20 protein-coding genes and 1 pseudogene are annotated in these 21,050 nt (G+C 47.7%); 8 read left to right on the forward strand and 13 right to left on the reverse strand.

What is annotated here, in order from left to right:
- Positions 1-42: 42 nt before the first annotated feature.
- The 4 genes from LPB140_RS00675 to LPB140_RS12485 form a co-directional block, all read right to left on the reverse strand.
- Complete coding sequence (locus tag LPB140_RS00675; protein ID WP_072558246.1) at positions 43-1,662, reverse strand: ATP-binding cassette domain-containing protein; 1,620 nt, start codon at positions 1,660-1,662, stop codon at positions 43-45.
- Entirely contained in the window at positions 1,655-2,458 is an 804-nt protein-coding gene (locus tag LPB140_RS00680; RefSeq protein WP_072558247.1) for an ABC transporter permease, read from the reverse strand. The genes LPB140_RS00675 and LPB140_RS00680 overlap by 8 nt, the downstream gene beginning before the upstream one ends.
- Entirely contained in the window at positions 2,455-3,375 is a 921-nt protein-coding gene (locus LPB140_RS00685) for an ABC transporter permease (protein ID WP_072558248.1), read from the reverse strand. The genes LPB140_RS00680 and LPB140_RS00685 overlap by 4 nt, the downstream gene beginning before the upstream one ends.
- 74 nt (positions 3,376-3,449) lie before the next feature.
- The gene (locus LPB140_RS12485; protein ID WP_072560074.1) at positions 3,450-3,632 is read right to left on the reverse strand and encodes a DUF1674 domain-containing protein; all 183 of its coding nucleotides are present in this window, start codon (positions 3,630-3,632) and stop codon (positions 3,450-3,452) included.
- Between the two features lie 245 nt (positions 3,633-3,877).
- Here LPB140_RS12485 and LPB140_RS00695 point away from each other — a divergent pair, with 245 nt between their 5' ends.
- The 5 genes from LPB140_RS00695 to purH all read left to right on the forward strand — a co-directional run bounded on the left by LPB140_RS00695 (position 3,878) and on the right by purH (position 10,458).
- Positions 3,878-4,843 (forward strand): M48 family metalloprotease, encoded by a 966-nt coding sequence (locus tag LPB140_RS00695; RefSeq protein WP_083549768.1) that lies wholly within the window; start codon positions 3,878-3,880, stop codon positions 4,841-4,843.
- A 129-nt stretch (positions 4,844-4,972) separates the two neighbouring features.
- Positions 4,973-6,307, forward strand: a complete 1,335-nt coding sequence (locus tag LPB140_RS00700) for an RsmB/NOP family class I SAM-dependent RNA methyltransferase (RefSeq protein ID WP_072558249.1) — start codon at positions 4,973-4,975, stop codon at positions 6,305-6,307.
- Positions 6,308-6,420: 113 nt separating this feature from the next.
- The gene (rpe, locus tag LPB140_RS00705) at positions 6,421-7,083 is read left to right on the forward strand and encodes a ribulose-phosphate 3-epimerase (protein WP_072558250.1); all 663 of its coding nucleotides are present in this window, start codon (positions 6,421-6,423) and stop codon (positions 7,081-7,083) included.
- Positions 7,080-8,858 (forward strand): heparinase II/III family protein, encoded by a 1,779-nt coding sequence (locus tag LPB140_RS00710; protein ID WP_072558251.1) that lies wholly within the window; start codon positions 7,080-7,082, stop codon positions 8,856-8,858. The genes rpe and LPB140_RS00710 overlap by 4 nt, the downstream gene beginning before the upstream one ends.
- 10 nt (positions 8,859-8,868) lie before the next feature.
- Complete coding sequence (purH, locus tag LPB140_RS00715; protein WP_072558252.1) at positions 8,869-10,458, forward strand: bifunctional phosphoribosylaminoimidazolecarboxamide formyltransferase/IMP cyclohydrolase; 1,590 nt, start codon at positions 8,869-8,871, stop codon at positions 10,456-10,458.
- Between the two features lie 651 nt (positions 10,459-11,109).
- On the opposite strand, the pseudogene LPB140_RS00720 reads toward purH, so the two are convergent.
- Positions 11,110-12,486: pseudogene (locus tag LPB140_RS00720) on the reverse strand (DEAD/DEAH box helicase); the annotation flags it as partial.
- Between the two features lie 297 nt (positions 12,487-12,783).
- On the opposite strand from LPB140_RS00720, the gene LPB140_RS00725 reads away from it, so the two are divergent.
- Entirely contained in the window at positions 12,784-13,209 is a 426-nt protein-coding gene (locus tag LPB140_RS00725; RefSeq protein WP_198024130.1) for an Hpt domain-containing protein, read from the forward strand.
- Between the two features lie 85 nt (positions 13,210-13,294).
- On the opposite strand, the gene bfr is transcribed toward LPB140_RS00725, so the two are convergent.
- From bfr to LPB140_RS00745, 4 genes are all read right to left on the reverse strand, one after another.
- Positions 13,295-13,789, reverse strand: coding sequence for a bacterioferritin (gene bfr / locus LPB140_RS00730; RefSeq protein ID WP_072558254.1), 495 nt, complete (start codon positions 13,787-13,789; stop codon positions 13,295-13,297).
- A 140-nt stretch (positions 13,790-13,929) separates the two neighbouring features.
- Positions 13,930-14,100 carry a (2Fe-2S)-binding protein gene (locus LPB140_RS00735; RefSeq protein ID WP_072560076.1) on the reverse strand — a complete coding sequence of 57 codons (171 nt, stop codon included), beginning with the start codon at positions 14,098-14,100 and terminating at the stop codon, positions 13,930-13,932.
- Positions 14,101-14,173: 73 nt separating this feature from the next.
- Positions 14,174-15,412: a DUF418 domain-containing protein gene (locus LPB140_RS00740; RefSeq protein ID WP_083549771.1), complete on the reverse strand. Its 1,239-nt coding sequence runs from the start codon at positions 15,410-15,412 to the stop codon at positions 14,174-14,176.
- 37 nt (positions 15,413-15,449) lie between these two features.
- A complete protein-coding gene (locus LPB140_RS00745) occupies positions 15,450-16,124 on the reverse strand; it encodes a nitroreductase family protein (protein WP_072558255.1) in 675 nt (224 codons plus the stop codon).
- A gap of 130 nt (positions 16,125-16,254) precedes the next feature.
- Here LPB140_RS00745 and LPB140_RS00750 point away from each other — a divergent pair, with 130 nt between their 5' ends.
- Positions 16,255-17,031, forward strand: coding sequence for a Coq4 family protein (locus tag LPB140_RS00750; RefSeq protein ID WP_072558256.1), 777 nt, complete (start codon positions 16,255-16,257; stop codon positions 17,029-17,031).
- A 25-nt stretch (positions 17,032-17,056) separates the two neighbouring features.
- On the opposite strand, the gene LPB140_RS00755 is transcribed toward LPB140_RS00750, so the two are convergent.
- The 4 genes from LPB140_RS00755 to LPB140_RS00770 all read right to left on the reverse strand — a co-directional run bounded on the left by LPB140_RS00755 (position 17,057) and on the right by LPB140_RS00770 (position 20,572).
- Positions 17,057-17,527 (reverse strand): MaoC family dehydratase, encoded by a 471-nt coding sequence (locus tag LPB140_RS00755; protein ID WP_072558257.1) that lies wholly within the window; start codon positions 17,525-17,527, stop codon positions 17,057-17,059.
- Between the two features lie 12 nt (positions 17,528-17,539).
- A complete protein-coding gene (locus LPB140_RS00760; protein ID WP_083550442.1) occupies positions 17,540-18,820 on the reverse strand; it encodes an alkaline phosphatase family protein in 1,281 nt (426 codons plus the stop codon).
- Between the two features lie 66 nt (positions 18,821-18,886).
- On the reverse strand, positions 18,887-20,179 hold the full coding sequence (locus LPB140_RS00765; RefSeq protein ID WP_083549774.1) for a hypothetical protein: 1,293 nt from the start codon (positions 20,177-20,179) through the stop codon (positions 18,887-18,889).
- A gap of 45 nt (positions 20,180-20,224) precedes the next feature.
- On the reverse strand, positions 20,225-20,572 hold the full coding sequence (locus LPB140_RS00770; RefSeq protein WP_156874080.1) for a hypothetical protein: 348 nt from the start codon (positions 20,570-20,572) through the stop codon (positions 20,225-20,227).
- Positions 20,573-20,705: 133 nt separating this feature from the next.
- Here LPB140_RS00770 and LPB140_RS00775 point away from each other — a divergent pair, with 133 nt between their 5' ends.
- Positions 20,706-20,999 carry a hypothetical protein gene (locus tag LPB140_RS00775; RefSeq protein WP_156874081.1) on the forward strand — a complete coding sequence of 98 codons (294 nt, stop codon included), beginning with the start codon at positions 20,706-20,708 and terminating at the stop codon, positions 20,997-20,999.
- Positions 21,000-21,050: the final 51 nt, after the last annotated feature.

The raw sequence follows: 21,050 nt of genomic DNA on the forward strand, positions 1-21,050 counted from the left end.
TTTATTCGTCCGCGCAAAGAAATCCCAGAAAATTAAAACAAATCAATGACTGGCGGCGATCAATTTTTGCGTTATTGCGGCCTTTGGATGGGCAAAAATATCCATATTATTGCAAAATTCGGCAATCGCGCCTTTTTCCATTACCGCAATATGATGCGCCATTTGCCGAGCCAATGCCACATCATGGGTAATGAAAATCAATGCCAAGCCGCGCTCCGATTGTAATTTGCGGAATAAAGCGCAAATTTGCTTTGCAATCACTGGATCAAGGGCGCTGGTCGCCTCATCCAATAATAAAATTTCTGGGTCAGCCGCCAATGCACGGGCAATGGCAATTCGCTGTGCCTGCCCCCCCGAAAGGCTGGCCGGTTTTCGGTCCAAAAAACTTTCATCCAAACCAACTTCATTTAATAAATAAATGATTTTCTCCCTTCGTGCCTTGCGATCCATTTCGGGATAAAATGAACATAATGGCTCTGCAATAATATCCGTCACCCGCCACATGGGGTCTAAACTGGCCATTGGATCTTGAAATACAGGTTGCAACAATCGCCGATTATCGGCGCTGCGTTTTTGGGATATGGGCAATATCTTGCCCAATAGGGTCAATTGCCCTTGTTGATATGGGCCAAGGCCCGCTATTGCTCGGCCAAGCGTGGTCTTACCCGAACCTGACCCGCCAATTATTGCCAATGTTTCCCCGCGATGCAGCGTTAAATTGGCGTTTTTCACCGCCCGAATTTTGGAAATATCATTCCCGCCCCATGGCCAAAAAGCCCCCAATAAACTGCGATTGGGATTATCAAAGCTGATATTTAGGTCGCTTACCCGTAAAATATCCTGCCCCATTTTCCCCATGGGCGGCACAATATCGCTTAATTTGGGCATGGCGTTTAATAATTGCCGCACATAGTGCCCGTCCATATTATCATCGCCAATTTTAAGGGAATTTTCTCTAATTTCTTGCGGGCGACCCTTTGCCTCTATTTTTCCATTACGTAAAATAATAATATTATCGCTATCGGCCTCTACCGATAATATATCATGGCTAATCAATAACATCGCCATATTATTTTGGCGGCATAATTGTATAAGCAGCGCCATAATCTCCCGCCGTAGCAGGGCGTCTAACGCACTTGTCGGTTCATCCGCGATAAGCAATTTGGGGCGGTGGGCAATTGCCATGGCGATTAACACACGTTGGCGCTGCCCCCCTGATAACATATGCGGGTAAGAATTCAGCATTGCCGCGCCATCATCCAACCCCACCAATAATAGCAATTTTACCATTTCATCCTGTCCCTGTGGAACATCAAGATTTTGGGCCAGTGCCTCGGCCAAATGCGCCGATATGGTGCGATGCGGGGTCATGGCGGTTAAGGGTTGTTGAAACACAAAGCCAATATGTTCACGGCGCAGCTTGGCCAATTTTGCAGTATTTTGGGTAAGGATATTTTCCCCATTAAAATAAACAGCACCATGTGCATGGGCAATGCTTAACCCAAATGGCGTCATCGCCGACATGCTTTTTCCAGATCCAGACTCGCCGATTAAGGTGACAATTTCACCCGCCCTAACATCAAAATTTAATGGGCCAATAAATTGTTTTCCAGCAATGGAAATGACAGTATTTTGATAGGATAAAAGCAGGTTATTATCCATTATCATGCCCCTGATCCGGCAAAAATTTAACCCTCAACCCCTCCCCCAATAGGGTGAGGCAAATAATGATGGTGACCAACATGCCGCCCGATAATATTAACGCCATTGGTGCCATGTCCATATCCTCTGCCGCCTCATTCACCAAAATGCCAAGCGAGGTCATGGGTTCTTGCACGCCAAGACCAAGGAAGGATAAAAAGCTTTCCACCATCACCACGGACGGCACGGTTAACATTAAATAAGCAAAGGCGATGCCCGCAATATTGGGTAAAATATGCCTCCATAATATGCGCGGCGCAGAGATATTGGCCGCCTTTGCCGCCAAAATATAGGGCCGCGAACGCAGGCTTAACACCTGTCCGCGAACAATACGCGCCATGGTGAGCCATTCCACCGCGCCAATGCCAATAAATACCAACAATATTGAACGGCCAAATAAAACCATCAATAATATGACAATAAACATGAATGGCAGCGCATATAATCCATCGACAATGCGCATCATAATCTCATCAGTTTTGCCGCCAATCCACCCTGCTATGCCGCCCCAAATGACCCCGATAACCAATGCCACAATGGACGCGGCGGCGGCCACCATCAATGTAACAGCCGTGCCCGCGGCCAATCGCGCCAAACGGTCGCGGCCCAAATCATCACTGCCCAAAATATGGCCATGTTCAAAAAACCCCGCGCGCACATTATCCCAATCTATGCTAGCATTATCCCATGGCGATAAAAGCGGGGTTAACAACGTAAATGCCAAAATGGCGGCAAGGATATAGGCGGAAATTTTCATAATTGCCTGCTGCGTGGGTCAAGCCAGCCATAAATTAAATCAGCGCATAAATTGAACAAAATGATTAAACCGGCATATAATATCACCACCGCCAAAACCAAGGGGTAATCACGGTTTAACGCGCCCTGCACAAAATATCGGCCAAGCCCTGGCAATCCAAAAACCGTTTCAATAACCACCGCGCCGGTCAATAATCCCGCAGCCGCCGGTCCCAAATAACTTGCCACCGGTACCAATGCAGGGCGCAGCGCATGGCGGGTTATAATCCGCCATTCATCAATACCACGCGCGCGCGCGGCGCGGATATGATCCTGTGGCAAAATGCTGGCCAATCCGGCCCTGCTTAATTTTGCAATCGCCCCCGAAATCGGCAATGCCAATGAAATGACAGGCAGGATAAGCCATAAATGTCCCTCCCCTTGGCCTGACACTGGAAACCAACCAAGCCACAGGCCGAATATCATCGCCAATAAAGGGCCGGTAACAAAGCTGGGCAATGCGGTTAAAATAGTGGCCGCGCCCATCATGATTTTATCAGGCAATTTTCCCGCATATAATGCCGAGGCAATGCCCGAAAAAATACCCAGCGCACTAGACAGTAATAAAGCATAGCCGCCTAGCATTAACGATAGCGGCAGGCTTTGCCCGACAAGCTGCCCCACGGTAAAATCGCGATATACCATTGATGGGCCAAAATCCCCCTGTGCAATATTTCCCAAATATAGGAAAAATTGCTGAATAATCGGCAAATCAAGCCCATAGGCCGCATTTAAGCTTTGCCTTAATTCATCCGAAATTGGCCGTTCCCCATCAAATGGACCACCCGGGGCAAGCCGCATCATCACGAAAGACAAAAATATAATTGCCAATAATGTGGGAATGGCCGTTCCAAGCCGTTTAAGGATTAACCTGCCCATTTATATATCACCATAGTATGGATATGCCCATATTATGCGAAATATTCCATAATTATTTGACGGAGGCGATATGATTAAAAATCAATCGCAATACCCTTATGCTCCCAATCGCCATAGCGTACGGGGTTTTTGCGCTCTGCATCTGGCTCATCGGGCATTGCCACCTGTTGCGGCTGTGGCACGGGATCTGATTTACGAAGATCATAGGGCAAATCCAAATGCGCCGGACGCCGAAGCGCGCGTTTTGTGCCGCCTATTGTATCGGCAATTGTATTGTTAATTGTATCGTTAATATTCTGACCCAAAATATTGCCAGCAACATCGTCTTTATCATGATTATTTACATTGTCATTGGTCATATTCCATCACCTTTTCATTGGATTTTAAGCGATTATTGACAATATTACATATATTGAAAGACTGTCAGTCCATTCTTATATCGGCTATATCGTCGATATATCAAGCGATAGAGAGTGAATTTTTTTGTAAAGGGAAGCACAAAATGAATATGATGAAAACAACCATGTTATTGGCTGCTTTAACCGCTTTATTCATGGCGCTTGGCTTTACCCTGGGCGGCAGCGGCGGCGCGATATTGGCGTTAATTGTCGCAGCGGGCATGAATTTATTCACATTTTGGAATGCCGATAAAATTGTATTGAAAATGCATAATGCGACCGAAGTCGATGCACAAAGCGGCGGCGATTATTATGCAATGGTCGCCAAATTGGCACGCAATGCCAACATGCCCACGCCCCGCGTTTATATTATCGACACGCCAAACCCCAATGCCTTTGCCACTGGACGCGACCCCGAACATGCCGCCGTTGCCGCGACGTCGGGATTGTTAAATATGCTTGATCATCATGAAGTTGAAGGGGTGATGGCGCATGAGCTGGCCCATATTCGCAACCGCGATACTTTGATTATGACCATGGTCGCCACCATTGCAGGCGCCATTTCCATGCTGGCCAATTTTGGCATGTTTTTTCGCGATCGCAATGCCGGACTTGCCGGAATATTGGCAGTTTTCGTCGCTCCCTTTGCCGCGATGATTGTGCAAATGGCAATCAGCCGCACCCGCGAATTTGGCGCGGATAAAACCGGCGCGGAGATAAGCGGCAACCCGCTTGCCCTTGCCTCTGCCTTGGCAAAAATTGCCGGACCCGCCGCGCATATCCCCAATGAAGCAAGCGAGCGCAACCCCGCCGCTGCGCAGCTTTACATTGTGCCAACTGGGTTAAAATCCATGTTCTCCACCCATCCCGCGACCGAGGATAGAATCGCCGCATTACAGCAATTGGCCGATGAAATGGGCCAAAATGGTGGCGATTCTTCTGCTGGTGGTTCAAATGACGGCGGTTTTTCTGCTGGCGGTTTTTCTGCTGGCGGTGATTTAACCGGTAAAGTAAATCATGATTTAAGCGGCCCACCACGACGCAGCGCATTAAACCCCTTTGCCGATTGACATGGGTTTTTCGCAAATTTACGCATTTTTGCATAAAAAATATTATATTTGATAAAATTGCCCCATGCTTGGCAAATACAGGCTGCAATAGCAGTTCCAATTCACGTCAACATGGTTTAAGCGGCCAGCATGGAAAAACAAATTTCAGGATTGGCCGCGCGAACCGCCGCTTTACAAATGTTGGATGCGGTGCTGCGGCGCGGGGAACATCTGGATCAGGCGCGCCATGCCTATATTAAAAAATTAAACCCCAGTGATGCGGCAATGGCAATGGTCATCGCCAATGAAACATTACGTTATTTAATTGATATTGATGCCTTAATCGACAGTCAAACCCGAAATATCCTGTCCGAAGATGCCAAGGTGCGGATGGTGCTGCGCATGTCATTGGCGCAATTATTTATCATGGAAACACCGCCCCATGCGGTGATTTCTACCTCGCTTGCCCTGTTACAGGGCGGGCCGCGTAAATTGGCGCATGGGGTTATTGGGTCATTATTAAGGGCCGAGGCGCAATTACCCGATACGCCGACCATGCCCCCCTTTGCCGCGTTAAAATGGTTAAAGGATTGGGGTCCGCAAATGGTGGAGGACAGCCGCATTTTATTTGCCACCGCGCCCAGTGTGGATCTTTGTTTAAAAGATGCGGGCCATTTGGAAAAAATGTCCGAAACATTGGCCCAAGATTTGATCGAAGGCGTCAAACCCATATCTTTAATGGCGGGTCATATTCGCATGCCGCGCGGGCAAGCGGTCGATGCCCTGCCCGGATTTGATGAGGGTGAATGGTGGGTGCAGGATATTGCCGCACAAATTCCCGCCCGCATCTTAAATGATCTGATGGCTCAAAAAGGTAAAGACGCGCAAAGCGGCGATGTGCTTGACCTTTGTGCTGCGCCGGGGGGCAAAACAATGCAGCTTTGCGCCGCAAAACACCGCGTCACCGCGCTTGATGTATCGGAACGCCGCGCGCGCCGATTACAACAAAATTTGGACCGCACGGCAATGGATGCCAATATCGTCATCCATAATTTGTTGAAATGGAAAGGCGCGCAAAGCTATGATGCCATATTGCTTGACGCGCCATGCACGGCCAGCGGCACTTTCCGCCGACATCCTGATATTATTCAAAAAATTGACGATCGCGACATTGCCAAATTGGCCGCATTACAATCGGAAATGTTCGCCCATATTGCCAAATGGGTCAGGCCGGGTGGATTTATTATCTTTGCCACATGTTCACTTGAACGCGAAGAGGGTGAGGATCAATTACAGAAATTCCTTTCTGAACATGGCGATTTCACCGCCGTCCTGCCTGATATGTCGGCCTATCCTATTGCCCCTATAAATGGTGAATTTATTCCCGAAAAAGGGGTCAGGGTCCTGCCCAATAATGCGATGGAACATGGCGGTATGGATGGTTTTTATGTCGCCGCCGTTCAAAAAAATGCAAATATGAAATAATTGACAGAAATAAATCGGCAGATTTGATAATATTATATATATTATAGAAATAAACATCGTGAATCCGGCCCCTGCATCTTGCCAAAAATCATGGGTCTAGTCTATGAGGCGGCATGACCAATAATATCAAAATTGCTCCGTCCATCCTTTCCGCCGATTTTGCCCAATTGGGGGCAGAAATTGCGCGTATTGATGCGGCGGGCTGTGACTGGATCCATATTGATGTGATGGATGGCCATTTTGTGCCCAATATCACCATCGGGCCACAGGTGGTAAAGGCCCTGCGCCCACATAGTGAAAAGCCATTTGACGTTCATTTAATGATTTCACCCGTTGATCAATATATTGACGCATTTGCCGATGCCGGCGCCGATATTATTTCCTTTCACCCAGAGGCAGGGCCTCATATGCACCGCACGGTGCAAAGCATTAAAGCACGCGGTGTGGGCGCAGGAATTGTGCTAAACCCTGCCACATCGTTAAGCTGTCTTGACCATATAATGGGTGATATTGACCTAATTTTGGTGATGAGTGTGAACCCCGGTTTTGGTGGGCAAAAATTCATCCATAGCCAGCTTGAAAAAATATCTGCCATTCGCAAAATGATTGATGCATCAGGCCGTGATATCCGCTTGGAAGTGGATGGCGGTATTGACCGTGCCACTGCGCCGCTTGCCATATCGGCGGGCGCCGATGTGTTGGTTGCTGGCACCGCCACTTTTACCGGCGGCCCAGATAAATATGCCGAAAATATCGCCGCCCTGCGCGGACAATGAATAATAGAGCGGATGCCCCCAACATGCGCGATGACAATCAATCTGGCCATATTGTTGAAAATAAAATGGACAATATTGATTCCAGCCATGCATTAATAGTGCAGGATGCAGAAGGCGGATTTCAATCCATATTCCATAAAATTCGCCATGCATATTATCGCACAATATGGCGCACGCCATTGCACCGCGCGCGATTATCGGGAAAGGCGCCGTTAAAATTATTGGCCGCACCCATTGATCCTTTTTCGGGTGATGAAGTGCGCGGATCGGCGCTGCGCGCAGGTAAAATGCAATTTCGCGGCATGGATTTGGACATGCGCGATGCCAATCTTTCCGCGCCCGTCATTCCGCCTGATTTTACCGATTATTTGCACCGAATGGATTGGCTGCGTGATTTATCCGCCTGTGCCAATCGGGGGCAAATTATCGCTATTGCGGAGAAATATTGTGCTGCTTGGCTTGAAGAAAATGGCGGTAATGTAAAAAATGAAGCATGGCGCGGGGATAATATCGTCTGGCGCTTTATCAATATGGCGCATCATGCGCCCTTAATCCTATCCAGCAGGAATAGCGATTATCGCCGCGATATTTTGAACCATTTTGCCGATATGGCCGATGAAATGGACAAAATTGCGCCCATGATTAAACATGATTATGTGCGCGTGGTAATTTGGTGCGGTGTGCTCGCCGCCGGTTTATTATTGCCCGATGGCAAGGAACGTTTAACCATTGGTCAGGATGCATTAAAAAAGGCATTGGACAAGGCAATTTATAATGATGGCGGCTTGGCATCACGTTCCCCTGCACAGTTAATTGAGTGCTGCAAATTATTAATTTTAACAGCAAATATTTATACCGCGCGCGGCATGATGCGCCCGCAATTTTTGGACCAGCATATTGCCAAAATCATCCCGGCGATTTTATGTCTAAGGCATAGTGATGGCGGTCTGGGCGCATGGCAGGGTTCGGGCCATGGTACGACCAATTTGGTGGAACAAATATTATCCGCCTCCCCCGTTACAGCGCGGCCGCAACGCCAATCCAAAACTTGGGGATATCAACGCATATCTGCCGGCAAATCGGTTTTAATTATCGATGCTGGCCCACCACCGCTTGCCAAAAATGCTTGGGTCAGCTGTGCCTCCACCTTGGCCATTGAATTTTCATTTGCCGCCCAACGCATCTTTATCAATTGCGGTGGCGGCGCCTTGGCCAGCCACGCGCTGCCCGCTGATTTAGCGCGCGGCCTGCGCACCACGGCAGCGCATAGCACATTATGCGTTGAAAATGTGAACAGCACCGCCATTTTACCCGAAGGAAAATTGGGCAAGGGGGTAAATATTGTCGATTTGGAACGGCGAGATGAGGACCAGCTAACCCGCCTAACCGCCAGCCATGATGGATATGTGCGCAATTTCGGTTTCATCCATCAACGCAGCATCACCCTGAGGTCAGATGGATTGGAAATGCGCGGCAGTGATATTTTATTGCCCGCCGAAAAGGCAAAGCCAAAGGCCGAAACCCAATATGAAATCCGATTTCACCTTGGCCCGAATATTGATTTATATAGCGGGGAAGAAAAGGGTTCAATTTTGTTGCGGCTGCGCGATGGCAGCAGCTGGTTATTTCAGGCATCGCAATGCGAGGTTAATGTAGAAGACAGCCTGTGGGTCAATGAAGAAGGCGAGCCAGCAGAGACACAGCAAATAATTTTAACGCATAAAAGCGAACAGGGCGGATCATCCACCAATTGGTCGCTTCAATTTATTGGATAAGGGGTACATCATGGACAATCGCGTCATAAAACGGGCATTATTATCGGTATCGGACAAAAATGGTCTTGTCGAATTGGGTCAAGCATTGGCCCAGCGCGATGTGATGTTAATTTCCACCGGCGGCACGGCAAAGGCGCTGCGCGATGCGGGGTTGACGGTGTCGGATATTTCCGATGTCACCGGATTTCCCGAAATGATGGATGGGCGCGTCAAAACCCTGCATCCCAAGGTGCATGGCGGCTTGCTTGCCGTGCGTGATAATGAAGAACATGTCGCGGCCATGAAAGCGCATGAGATTGAGGCGATTGATCTGGTCATTGTGAACCTATATCCCTTTGCCCAAACCGTGGCCAAGGGCGCGGACCGCGATGAAATTATCGAAAATATTGACATTGGCGGCCCATCAATGGTGCGAAGCGCGGCCAAAAATCATGACGCCGTCACCATCATTACCGACCCATCCGATTATGAAAGCTTAATCGCCGAATTGGCGGCGCATGATGGCGCGACTAGCCTATCATTTCGCCGGAAAATGGCGGCCAAGGCATATGCCGCCACAGCCGCATATGACAGCATGATTGCAAGCTGGTTCGCCTTTGCCGATCAGGGACAATTATTCCCCGAAACCCTTACCTTTGGAGGCACATTGGCCAGCACGCTGCGTTATGGCGAAAATCCGCATCAACAGGCGGCATTATATTTACCCACGGGCATGGCCGCACGCGGGATTAGCGCAGCTGAGCAGGTGCAGGGCAAGGAATTATCCTATAATAATTATAATGATGCCGATGCCGCATTGGAATTGGTCAGCGAATTTCGCGACGGCCCGCCCACCGTGGTCATTGTGAAACATGCCAATCCCTGCGGTGTGGCCAGCGCGGATAATTTAATTGATGCCTATCATGCCGCACTGCAATGCGACAGCGTGTCGGCATTTGGCGGAATAGTTGCGGTCAACCGCCCATTGGATGGCCCAACAGCAGAGGCAATAACCGAAATTTTCACCGAAGTCGTCGCTGCCCCCGCCGCCGATGATGCGGCGCGCGCCGTTTTTGCCAAAAAGAAAAATTTGCGTCTGCTTATCACCGGTGAATTGCCTGATCCCGCCCGCCCCGGCTTAATGGTAAAAAATATTACCGGCGGTTATTTATTGCAAAGCCGCGATAATGGTCATGTGGCCGATGATGAATTGAAAATCGTGACCAAACGTGCACCAACCGCGCAAGAATTGGCCGATTGCCGTTTTGCATGGACGGTGGCAAAACATGTTAAATCAAATGCCATTGTATATGCCAAAGATGGGATGACAGCTGGCATTGGCGCGGGGCAAATGAACCGCCGCGATAGCGCACGCATTGCCGCGGCAAAGGCGTTGGAGGCCGCAGAAACCTATGGCTGGGATGCATCACGCACCATTGGCAGCGCGGTAGCATCTGATGCATTTTTCCCCTTTGCCGATGGATTATTGGCCGCAGTGGAGGCAGGGGCAACCGCCGTCATTCAACCGGGCGGTTCGATGCGCGATCAAGAGGTTATTGATGCCGCTGATGAAGCCGGCCTTGCCATGGTCTTTACCGCAATGCGCCATTTCAGGCATTAAATTTTACCATATTATAAAATTATGGGTAAAAAAAAGGGGCAGTAAATTGCCCCTTTTCTTATATCTATGCCGCCAATATTAACGGGCGCGTTTCACATAATTGTTAAATTTGCCAGCCTGCGGTTTATCCGAACGGGGTTTATCCGAACGGGGACGATCATTGCGATCGCCGCGAGGCCTATCTGAACGTGGCCTATCTTCGCGCGGTCTATCTGAACGGGGACGATCAGGACGGTCACCACGTGGACGATCACCGCGAGGTCTATCTTCACGTGGTCTATCCGAACGAGGCCTATCTGAACGAGGACGATCTGAACGGGGACGGTCGCCAAATGGGCGGTCGCCGCGTGGCCTATCTTCACGTGGTCTATCCGAACGAGCGCGGTCGCCAAATGGGCGATCACCGCGAGGCTTATCTTCACGTGGTCTATCCGAACGAGCGCGGTCGCCAAATGGGCGATCACCGCGAGGCTTATCTTCACGTGGTCTATCCGAACGAGGGCGATCTGAACGCGGCCTATCTGAACGGGGACGATCACCAAATGAACGATCGCCGCGTGGCGCGTCTAATTTTGGACGACGATCACCTCCGCCTTCACCTTGCATCCGTTCGGGACGCCAATCACCATGGCCGCTGTCATTACGACCAACGCCATCGGCGCGGTGGTGGCTTTTGCCTCTAAATTCTTCTCTTGCGCCGCGTTCTGGACGGTCACCGCGGCCGCGCTCTGGACGATCGCCACGTGCACGGTCGGGACGGCCTCTACCGCCACCGGAACGTTCGCCGCGTGCGCCGCCCCGTCCTTCACCACGACCTTCGCCGCCGCCGCGCAGGCTGCGCCCGCCACGTTGTTCCTTCACCGCAATAGGTGCGGGTGAATTTTCAACGATATTGCGGAAATTTTCGGGCAATTCAACAATTGTTGCCTTTACCTTGGTCAATCGTTCAATGTCGCGTAAATAGGCCCGCTCATCCTTTGCACAGAAACTAACCGCCACGCCATCGGCACCGGCGCGCGCTGTGCGCCCAATACGGTGCACATATTGTTCAGCAACATTGGGCAATTCAAAATTGAAAACATGGCTTACGCCCGGGACATCAATACCGCGTGCGGCAATATCGGTTGCGACCAATATTTTAATCTCGCCACTGCGGAAATCTTGCATCGCGGCAGTACGTTGCCCCTGGCTTTTATTACCATGAATGGCAGCAGAGCGAATTTTCGCACCCGCCAAATGGCGCACAATACGGTCCGCGCCATGTTTTGTGCGCGCAAAAACCAATGCACGTTCAACATTTTCATTTTGCAAACGGTGAATTAACAGCGCATTTTTTTCATGCTGGTTCACAAAGGTCACATATTGATCAACACGCTCGGCCGTGGTGGATTCGGGGGTTACCGCAACACGGACAGGATTGTTTAAGAAACGACGGCCCAATTCCTCAATCGCCTTTGGCATGGTGGCAGAGAAGAACAGGCTTTGACGCTGTTTCGGCAACATTTTATCAATTTGTTTTAATGAATGGATAAAGCCCATATCCATCATTTGGTCGGCTTCGTCTAAAACGAAAATTTCCACGCCGTTTAAATGGAACGCGCCTTGATCAATCAAATCAATCAAGCGGCCCGGTGTCGCGACAAGAACATCAACACCGCGCGCCAATTTCTTTTTCTGGCTGTAAATGGGCATGCCGCCAAAAACGCATTGGACATTAAATTTTAAGTTGCGGCCATATTTGCGGACATTTTCCGCAATTTGGGCGGCAAGTTCGCGAGTCGGCGATAGGATAAGCATCCGGCATCCCTTTTCAGGAACAGGCACGACATTATTCGCCAAATGGTGCAATGAGGGCAAAGTAAATGCCGCGGTTTTACCAGTACCGGTTTGGGCGATACCGCAAAGGTCGCGCCCCTCCAATAATGCTGGAATTGCTTGGCGTTGAATGGGTGTAGGCTCGCTATAATCAGAAGCAGCCAAAGCCTTAAGGATGGGCTCGGCGAGCCCAAGTTCAGAAAAATAAGTCATGTATATTGTGCTTTCGCGTTCGGGGAATGTGCCGACAATATCTGAGACTTTTTTCATGTCACGGTTCGGCTCGTTGCCCGCCCTATGGCGAATTTAAATTCATTTGGCAAGGGCCGCGTGCAAAATAGTCGATTTATTTTTTTAAAACCCCATATGTAAAATATTCCGCCACTTGTCCGTTTAATCGATTCAAGACGCTTTATTTACTTGCTTTCATGGGCGTCAACCCTCTGTTTACTAATAGAGGGTAAGATAGGAAAAATCGCGTCTAAACACGCATGAACAATAGGTGTAAAAATGGACTTGAGCAACGGCGAAATTATTGATTGGAAAGTATTTTCTGAGACTAGGTCAATGCTTGGCGATAATTTCGCACGCATTTTGGGTTATTTTCGTGAAGATGGTATTAAATCGGTTGCGGCCATTGAAAGTGCGCTGCGTGAGAATAGTTCAGCAAAATTAGTCATCCCTGCACATACTTTAAAATCTGAAGCATGGCAATTTGGCGCGGTGAAGCTAGGACTTTTGGCGGAAAATATCGAAATGACAGCGCGCCATTTTGTGGAAATTCAACAAACACCAGAGGAATTATTGTCCGATGTGGTGAAATTGCGTGAATTATTTGAAACCAGCTTGGCCGCCTTTGATGCTGAGGCAAACCCCCTTGTTTCACGACAACAAAACAGCCCGCGCACCGCGATTTTTGGCCTGTCATCGCATTAAATAAATTAACCCGTCATCTTTTTTACGGATGACAGGCTAATCAATTTTATTATTGCCCATTGATATTTGGCAATGTGATTTTGGTTCAATCGCTGCTCGCGGGTGCGGAATTAAGCTGAATATAATTTTCAATTCCCATACGCTCAATTAAGTCAAATTGCTTTTCCAGCATATCCAAATGTTCTTCTTCGCTTTCCAAAATGCTGGCGAATAAATCGCGCGTCACATAATCACGCGCCTTTTCACAATATTCAACTGCATCGCGCAATAAGGGGATGGCCACATTTTCAAGGGCCAGATCACAGCGCAAAATTTCCTCAACATTTTCACCAATGTTCAACCGGCCCAAAAGTTGGAAATTGGGCAGTCCGTTTAAAAATAAAATACGTTCGGCCAATTGATCCGCATGCTTCATCTCATCAATTGATTCGTGGCGTTCCAATTCCGCCAATTTTGAAATGCCCCAATTATCCAGCATCCGATAATGCAACCAATATTGGTTCACTGCGGTCAATTCATTTTTTAATGCTTCGTTCAAAAATTCGATTATTTTTGGATCTTTGACCCTTGCGTCACCCATGATAATTATCTTCCTTAATTTTATTTTGGCTTGGCAGCCATATTTTATTCACAGATAATATATAGGGTGAATAACATCATTTGAAAAGCCCTGAAGGCCAAGAAAATTAAGGATTTCTGACGTTTATAATAACGCTATTGCTAAACGATTGCAGCTTGATTGCTGATAATATCTTTTGCAAATGAGAGGCATTGTCCACATTTTGGTTTACGGCCCAAACGGGCATATACGCTGCACGGCTTTTCACAGGGCGAACGCACGGCATCACGCAGTTCTTTTTCCCGGATAGCATTGCAAACACATATTACCATGATGTCGAATCCATTATTGCGACTTAATATCATTAACGATTACTGCGAATGGATTGCAATAGCAAGTGTAAATTTATTTTTTCATTGGTTGAAATGCGCCGCGCGATAATGAACGCCATAACCATTCAAGCGGCCCATAATGAAATGATAAGAGCCAGGGTTTCGACCAAAGCAGCATGACTGCCCAGCCCCCCAGCACAAAAAAATACAACATGGCGCGCGGCACCTCCCCAAAAAGCGCGCCGCCATAGCCATAAAAAATGCTGGTCATCAATATGCTGGTGCCGATATAATTTGAAAATGTCATGCGCCCCGCCGCAGCCACCCGCTCCATAAATGCGCCATGTGCATATTGGTGGATGAACAACATTAAACATGCAGCATAGCCAAATGTCATCATCATCTTCATCGGCGCAAACCAAATGACATAGGCATTTAACGCCAGAATCACCTCAAACCCGCTTTGCCATATTATCATGGCAAGGATGGCGGATAGGATGCCCCCAGCCCCAATTCCCCAATATACATATTTGCGCAATTTCTCAATTGACCAGCCGCCGGTAAAAAATCCGCTTTTCATCAATGCCATGCCAAATAGCATGAGGGGCAGGGTTTCAGTAAATAGATATAATAACGAATTTAACGGCCCAAATGTTTCATCCGTCATTTTGTGCTGTACTATTTCGCTATAGCTTCCCTGATATAATGTCACCTCTTCGATATTATATTCTTCGTCAAATTCGCGCTGCAATTGGGCATATTCCGAAACTTCGGCCTTGCTTGCTCTTGGGGCTTCGGCGGCGATTTTAACAAAAAATATACTCCCCATTATAATGGCAAGCAACATATTGGATGTCACAAATATGCCCGCGCCAATTTTGAACAGCGACTTTACGCTTTGATGGCGAAACATCCATGCGACACAGCCACCAATTGCATATAAAAATAATATATCGCCCCACCAGATGAAAAAATAATGCAATAAGCCAAAAATTAAGAGCCAAAACATACGGGCGAAATGCACTTTTTTTGCATTTTCCCCCTTTGCTTCGGCGCGCTCGATAATCAACATCATGCTCACCCCGAATAATAGGGAGAAAAGCCCGCGCATTTTACCATCAACGAAAATGGTAGATAAAGCCCATGCCCATAAATCAGCCGCATTTGCCGTGCCCCATGCCTTTGGATTAACAATGGCATTTTCCGGCAGAGCAAATGCCAATATGTTCATGACCAATATGCCCATTACCGCAAATCCGCGCATCGCATCCATGCTGATATGGCGTTTCATGCCTTCTTGCTTAACATGCATGGCGAGCGCCTTTCATAAAATTGGCATTATTACATTATTATAACCAAGAGGATATGTCAGCCAACGGCTTTTTATGGGTTGCATGAACGGGAATGGTCGCATCCTTTGCCGGTTTGCCGACCACCAAAAGCATCACCGCCTTTTCATGATCGGGCCGATCGCATAATTTGTTCAAAAATCCCATGGGATTTGGTGTGTGGGTTAATGTGGCAAGTCCCGCCTGATGCAATGCGTGGATTAACATTCCCGTGGCAATTCCCACGCTTTCGGTGACATAATAATTTTGTTTCATGTCACCGGCATTCATACCGCCCTTACGCTGGCCAAAAATGGCGATTAAAAAAGGCGCGGTTTCCAAATATGGTTTGTCCGCATCAGTCCCCAATGGAGCAAGCGCGTCCAACCATTGCTGACTTGCCTTGGTTTCGTAAAATGTGCGCTCTTCATGCTCGGCCGCCTCGCGAAGCTCTTTCTTCTTTTCCGGTGAGGAAATAACCGCAAAATGCCATGGCTGATGATTTGCCCCATTGGGCGCAGTGCCCGCCGCCAATAAAGCATATTCAATCACCTCTATGGGGACTGCCTCATCAGAAAAATGGCGGCAAGTCCGCCTAGTTTTCAGATTTACATATGCCTGTTTGGCAAGGGAGATGCGCTGCTGATCACTATATTCGGGCAGGGCGCAATATGGAATATGGTCATGTTCTTTCATATATTAAGCGTTAAGCCGATAAAAAATATCTTTCAATCAGCATTTTTACTTGATTATTAACATTGTTGTAAGTAATTATATTTATATAGTATCAGACTCAATAAACTTAACCGCCCAAAAGGTTTATAAAATGGACAATAAAATCATCATCGACCCCCGCCGCAGCCACAGCAATTTTCGGCCCATAAAGGCGCTGCGTCATTTTCGTAATTTAATCGCGGATAAGGAAGATACCGAACAAGTTTTCCATATTATAGACAGCCTGCGCGGGAAAAAATTCATTGGTGAGGCGGAAAAATTCGCCCGCAGTGACTATGGGATTAAAATCTTAAACGACGAAAATAATTTGGTTGAATATTTGGATGATCATGCCACATTGCGCAAAACCCCAATGGGCAGCGTGGCCCATGCATATTGTGATTTCATGGAAAGCGAGGGGTTAAGCGCCGCTGGATTGGTCGCAGAATATGATAAATTTAGCGGCTCTATCCCCCAATATAATGACCAAATACAGGCATATGGCGACCGTTTGCGTGACACGCATGATTTATTTCATGTGTTAACGGGCTATGGCCGCGACCCACTTGGTGAGCAATGTGTGTTGGCATTCTCATATAGCCAGAATAAAAATTTGGGCGTCTATTTCATCGCCTATGCCGGTGGGTGGGAGGTTAAAAAACGCATTCCAAAGGGCATTCCCGTTTTCTCTGCAATTCGGCAAGCACAGAAAAATGGCGCGGCGGCAAAACGCATCGTTGAGCAAAGCATTATATCATTATTGTCCGAACAATTGCCCGATGCGCGCAAAAGATTAAATATCGGCGCGGCGGATCAATATCATCATGCAATTTCCCTTTGCAAGGATGGCGGTATTAACCCGCATGATTTATTGGCGCTGCCCGTTTAATGCCGGCAAAGCCTTTATAATTTAATTATATAGGGGCGCTGGGGTCACGAACCACAATCAATCCATTGCTAATCATGGATAATACAGGCCGATTATCCTGATTATACACGATAACGCGGCTTTTAAAAATGCCCATATCGGGCCGAGATTGCGATCTGCGTTTTTCCAAAATCTCGCTTTCCACGCGCAAACTGTCCCCAGGAAAAACGGGCATTAACCAGCGCAATTCATCTATACCAGGTGACCCCAGCCCTGCCTGACGCGTTTCGGCCATATTGGCGACCAACATGTTCATCGTCATGGCGCATGTGTGCCAGCCGCTGGCCGATAAACGGCCAAAATGGGTTTTCGCCGCCGCTTCATCATCCAGATGAAATGCCTGCGGATCAAATTTTTGGGCAAAATCGACCACATCTTCACGCGTGACATCATAATGGCCAAATTTCTGTGTTGATCCAACCTCTATATCTTCAAAATAAATAAATGCTTCAGCCATTATCTGCCCCCATTATTTCACTATTTTCTTGGCAATTTCATCATCGCCATCGCTAGGCAATGGAGTAATACCAGCCAATGCGGCGATAAGCCCATAAATTTCGACATTATCAAAACGTTCCAATGGCTTTTCCTGCCGTTTTATACCTACGCCCGCCGCAATGAAAAGCGCGTCCATCTCTGCCACATCATTATCATATCCATGTGCCCCGCCCTTTACCGGATAGGGCGAAGGGCCGGACAAAATCGTCCATCCCGCATCGGCAAGACAGATAATCGCCGCCACCCGCGCGTTGCTGCCATAATGGAGACGTTCGGGAAGATTTTCTTTGCGCACGCATTGCATATGTTCATGCGGTCTTTGTCCACCCGCCTTAATCAGCGCATCATAAACCAAATTATCCGTGCCTGCTTCGGGTTCAATGGCGGCATAGGGTCCGGTTTCCACCGCAATATATTGTTCCTTGGGCAAAATATCATTTAATTGAATGACGCGTTCATCGCTGGTCGCCATCATCCCATGATCCGCCACAATGACCAAATTCGCCTGTATATTCATGGATTGCAACATCATCACCAAATTGCCTATTTCTCCGTCCACTTTGGCAATTTCATAATTTACTTCATCGCTATCCGGACCAAATCTATGCCCCGCTGTGTCCACCGTATCAAAATATAATGTCACCAATTTGGGCCGAATGGCGGCGGGTCGCCGCATCCAATCCACCACGGTACGAACCCGCTGTGCATTATCAATATTTTGGTCGAAACGCAGCCAATCGGTCGGCCGGATTTTGCCATATTCTATCTCGCTGCCCGGCCAAAACATAGTGGCGGTGCGTATGCCCTGTTTTTCTGCCGTCACCCAAATTGGCTCGGCCTGTCCCCACCAAAATGGGTCAAGAGCCTGCCGTGCATCGCCAAGGGAGAATTTAACAGACGGCCGCGCCGGATCAATCATGCTATTGCCCACAATGCCATGATGATCGGGCCGTTTTCCCGTTACCAAAGTATAATGATTGGGAAATGTTTTGGTGGGAAAGGAAGGCCGCATCCGCGCGGTTGCCCCCGCATCGACCAAATTATTCAACACTGGAGTAATAGAACGGTCCAAATAATCGGGCCGAAAACCATCAATGGAAATTAAAATGGTGACGGAGCGGTTTTCGGAACTTTGCGTATCAACATCCGATAAACCCTGTGCCTGCGCCTGTGCCTGCGCGATGTTGGATAGGGAAAATGGGGCGGTGAAAAATGTGGCAAAAACCGATAAAGCAATAAGATATTTTTTCATATCCACATTGATAAATGGCCGATTAAACATTGTCACCCTTTATATGCACCGTCCCCAAAATTCCTGTTATTTACCCAAATCTAAACGGATAAATAAATTATAGCCCATGGGGTTATTGCCATAAAATGCATCCAATATTTTTGGTTTAATAAAGGCAGAGAGCGAACCACCTAGCGCAAGGTCAAGACGGCCCGTTATCGGCAATCGATAGGCATAGCCTGCCTGAAATTTGCTAATCCGGAAATTTTCATCATGATATGGGTCATGATGATCGGGAAACAATTCCCCATTACGGACATTTTCTAAACGGCCAAAAATGCTGTGCCGTTCATTTACATCCCAATTTACCTCGCCCAACCATGCGGTGTAATTTTCTTCGCCAATAATATCCTTATTGCTGAACGCCGCCATTGCCGACAGTCCATTTTCATTGGCATAATTTATTGACGCGGTGGTGCGTTGTTCATCATCCTCGGGATGTGCGGCCTCAGCCGATTTTAACCGGCCTGTGCTTATCTGCATCGCCCAATTTGACGTGGGGTTAAATGTTGCCCGCACGCTCCATGAATCCAATTTTGGCGTTTCAATGCCCCATCTTTCCTCATCGGGTTCTCTCCCCCGAAATGCCGATGCCTCCAATTGCAATTTTTGCGTCGCTATGCCCGTTGTTATAACGCCATAGGTGATATGCGTGCTGTCAAACCAATGATGGGTAATGGGCGCTTCGGGATTATATTTTGATGACCCACGGTGCATAAATACCGATGGGCCAAGGGCGGGCTCACCCACCGGTCCACCATAAAGAAATAATGCCGCATTATCCGTTATATTCACATCCACCCGCGCCGATAATTCCATGAAAAAATCATGCGGATGCTGTCTATCCACCAATGGTTCGCCGCCCGCTGTTTCTCCCGTGGCAAATAAATTGGGATATCCGCGATTGGACATTAATGGTTCAAGGCTGTTCATGCTGCGAAATTGCACCTTGCCCCAATTGATTTCTTTATTTGCCATCAACATTAACATGGATTGGACATATGCTTTATCATCACCGCGTGGCCCAGTTTGATTGGTGTAAACGCCATTAATAAATCCATGCGCCATGACCTTCCATTTTTTTGTTCCATATTCTTCATCGGCATGATGTTGGCTATGCCCACCCCCCTCGGCGCTGGGCAATCGGGCCGTTCCAGAACCATTGGTGGGCATTTCATTACCCTGATTTTCGTCTTCAGCCATTTGGCCGTGGTTCATTTTGCTGTGATCCATTTGACTATGATCTTGCGCCTCAGCCTGCGCAAAAAATAGCCAAGTGGCGAGCGTGAATGCGCCCGCAAATAAATATTTAACTTGCATGTAAAATTCCTGTTTTAAAAAATATAAATATGTAATTTTTTTGTTTCAGGATTTTGGCGGTGGGGTGTCGGGCATTGGATGACTGCCATATAAAATTTTTACCCCATATGTATATGGAGTTGATTGAGCTGAATTATTTATAATGGACGCAGCAAAAATATATTGCCCGCCAATACAGCCAATGCATTGGTGCATGATATGAAATTCATCGCCATTTTTGTCATTCATTGGATGCTGGTCGGGCTTTGCCGCCATTTCATGACAATTTTCGGCCATGCTTGATGCGCCATATATTTCCATCACATCATTTATCTCATGGCCCATATTTGGCATGGCCGCCGCAGGCAGCGCCAAAAAAACCAAAAATAATATGATGAAAATATGCCTTAACATGGCCAAGGCATAAACCAATTACCGCACCTCATCAAGCAGCCCATTTGTGCAACATGCTTGCATATAAATATTTTTGCCATATGCTATTGTAATTATTAAAACATAATGGAAATATATTGCAAGGAGTATGGACGTGAAATTATCTTTCATCGCACTGACGGCGGGAACATTATTTACATTGACCGCATGTGGGTCTTTTAAAGAATCCTTTAACAGCGAATTTGACAAAAAATTTGTCGAAGAATGCGTCGGCGGTGCCACACAAAAGGGCGCACCTCAAGAAATAGCCAGCAAGGCATGCAACTGCACATTGGATAAGTTAAAAGAAGGCAAGGCAGAGGACGAAATGTTATTGCCATCCGAAGAAGAAGCCATGACCGCCATGAAAAGCTGCGCCGGTGAAATGGGCTTAGTCGCTGGTCAATAAAATATAATGAAAGGGGCCGGATTTTAATGTCCGACCCCTTATTTTTATCAA

Origin of the sequence: Sphingorhabdus lutea (assembly GCF_001889025.1) — a bacterium.
Lineage (GTDB): Bacteria > Pseudomonadota > Alphaproteobacteria > Sphingomonadales > Sphingomonadaceae > Sphingorhabdus_B > Sphingorhabdus_B lutea.

What these genes read in the sequence shown, in the direction of transcription:
- LPB140_RS00725 (WP_198024130.1), top strand. Translation starts at nt 12,784, where the DNA reads ATGGACTTGAGCAACGGCGAAATTATTGATTGGAAAGTATTTTCTGAG.
- LPB140_RS00700 (WP_072558249.1), top strand. Translation starts at nt 4,973, where the DNA reads ATGGAAAAACAAATTTCAGGATTGGCCGCGCGAACCGCCGCTTTACAA.
- LPB140_RS00675 (WP_072558246.1), bottom strand. Translation starts at nt 1,662, where the DNA reads ATGGATAATAACCTGCTTTTATCCTATCAAAATACTGTCATTTCCATT.
- LPB140_RS00740 (WP_083549771.1), bottom strand. Translation starts at nt 15,412, where the DNA reads ATGCATGTTAAGCAAGAAGGCATGAAACGCCATATCAGCATGGATGCG.
- LPB140_RS00710 (WP_072558251.1), top strand. Translation starts at nt 7,080, where the DNA reads ATGAATAATAGAGCGGATGCCCCCAACATGCGCGATGACAATCAATCT.
- bfr (WP_072558254.1), bottom strand. Translation starts at nt 13,789, where the DNA reads ATGGGTGACGCAAGGGTCAAAGATCCAAAAATAATCGAATTTTTGAAC.
- LPB140_RS00750 (WP_072558256.1), top strand. Translation starts at nt 16,255, where the DNA reads ATGGACAATAAAATCATCATCGACCCCCGCCGCAGCCACAGCAATTTT.
- LPB140_RS00745 (WP_072558255.1), bottom strand. Translation starts at nt 16,124, where the DNA reads ATGAAAGAACATGACCATATTCCATATTGCGCCCTGCCCGAATATAGT.
- LPB140_RS00765 (WP_083549774.1), bottom strand. Translation starts at nt 20,179, where the DNA reads ATGCAAGTTAAATATTTATTTGCGGGCGCATTCACGCTCGCCACTTGG.
- purH (WP_072558252.1), top strand. Translation starts at nt 8,869, where the DNA reads ATGGACAATCGCGTCATAAAACGGGCATTATTATCGGTATCGGACAAA.
- LPB140_RS00680 (WP_072558247.1), bottom strand. Translation starts at nt 2,458, where the DNA reads ATGAAAATTTCCGCCTATATCCTTGCCGCCATTTTGGCATTTACGTTG.
- LPB140_RS00755 (WP_072558257.1), bottom strand. Translation starts at nt 17,527, where the DNA reads ATGGCTGAAGCATTTATTTATTTTGAAGATATAGAGGTTGGATCAACA.
- LPB140_RS00685 (WP_072558248.1), bottom strand. Translation starts at nt 3,375, where the DNA reads ATGGGCAGGTTAATCCTTAAACGGCTTGGAACGGCCATTCCCACATTA.
- LPB140_RS00695 (WP_083549768.1), top strand. Translation starts at nt 3,878, where the DNA reads ATGAATATGATGAAAACAACCATGTTATTGGCTGCTTTAACCGCTTTA.
- LPB140_RS00770 (WP_156874080.1), bottom strand. Translation starts at nt 20,572, where the DNA reads ATGTTAAGGCATATTTTCATCATATTATTTTTGGTTTTTTTGGCGCTG.
- LPB140_RS00735 (WP_072560076.1), bottom strand. Translation starts at nt 14,100, where the DNA reads ATGGTAATATGTGTTTGCAATGCTATCCGGGAAAAAGAACTGCGTGAT.
- rpe (WP_072558250.1), top strand. Translation starts at nt 6,421, where the DNA reads ATGACCAATAATATCAAAATTGCTCCGTCCATCCTTTCCGCCGATTTT.
- LPB140_RS00760 (WP_083550442.1), bottom strand. Translation starts at nt 18,820, where the DNA reads ATGAAAAAATATCTTATTGCTTTATCGGTTTTTGCCACATTTTTCACC.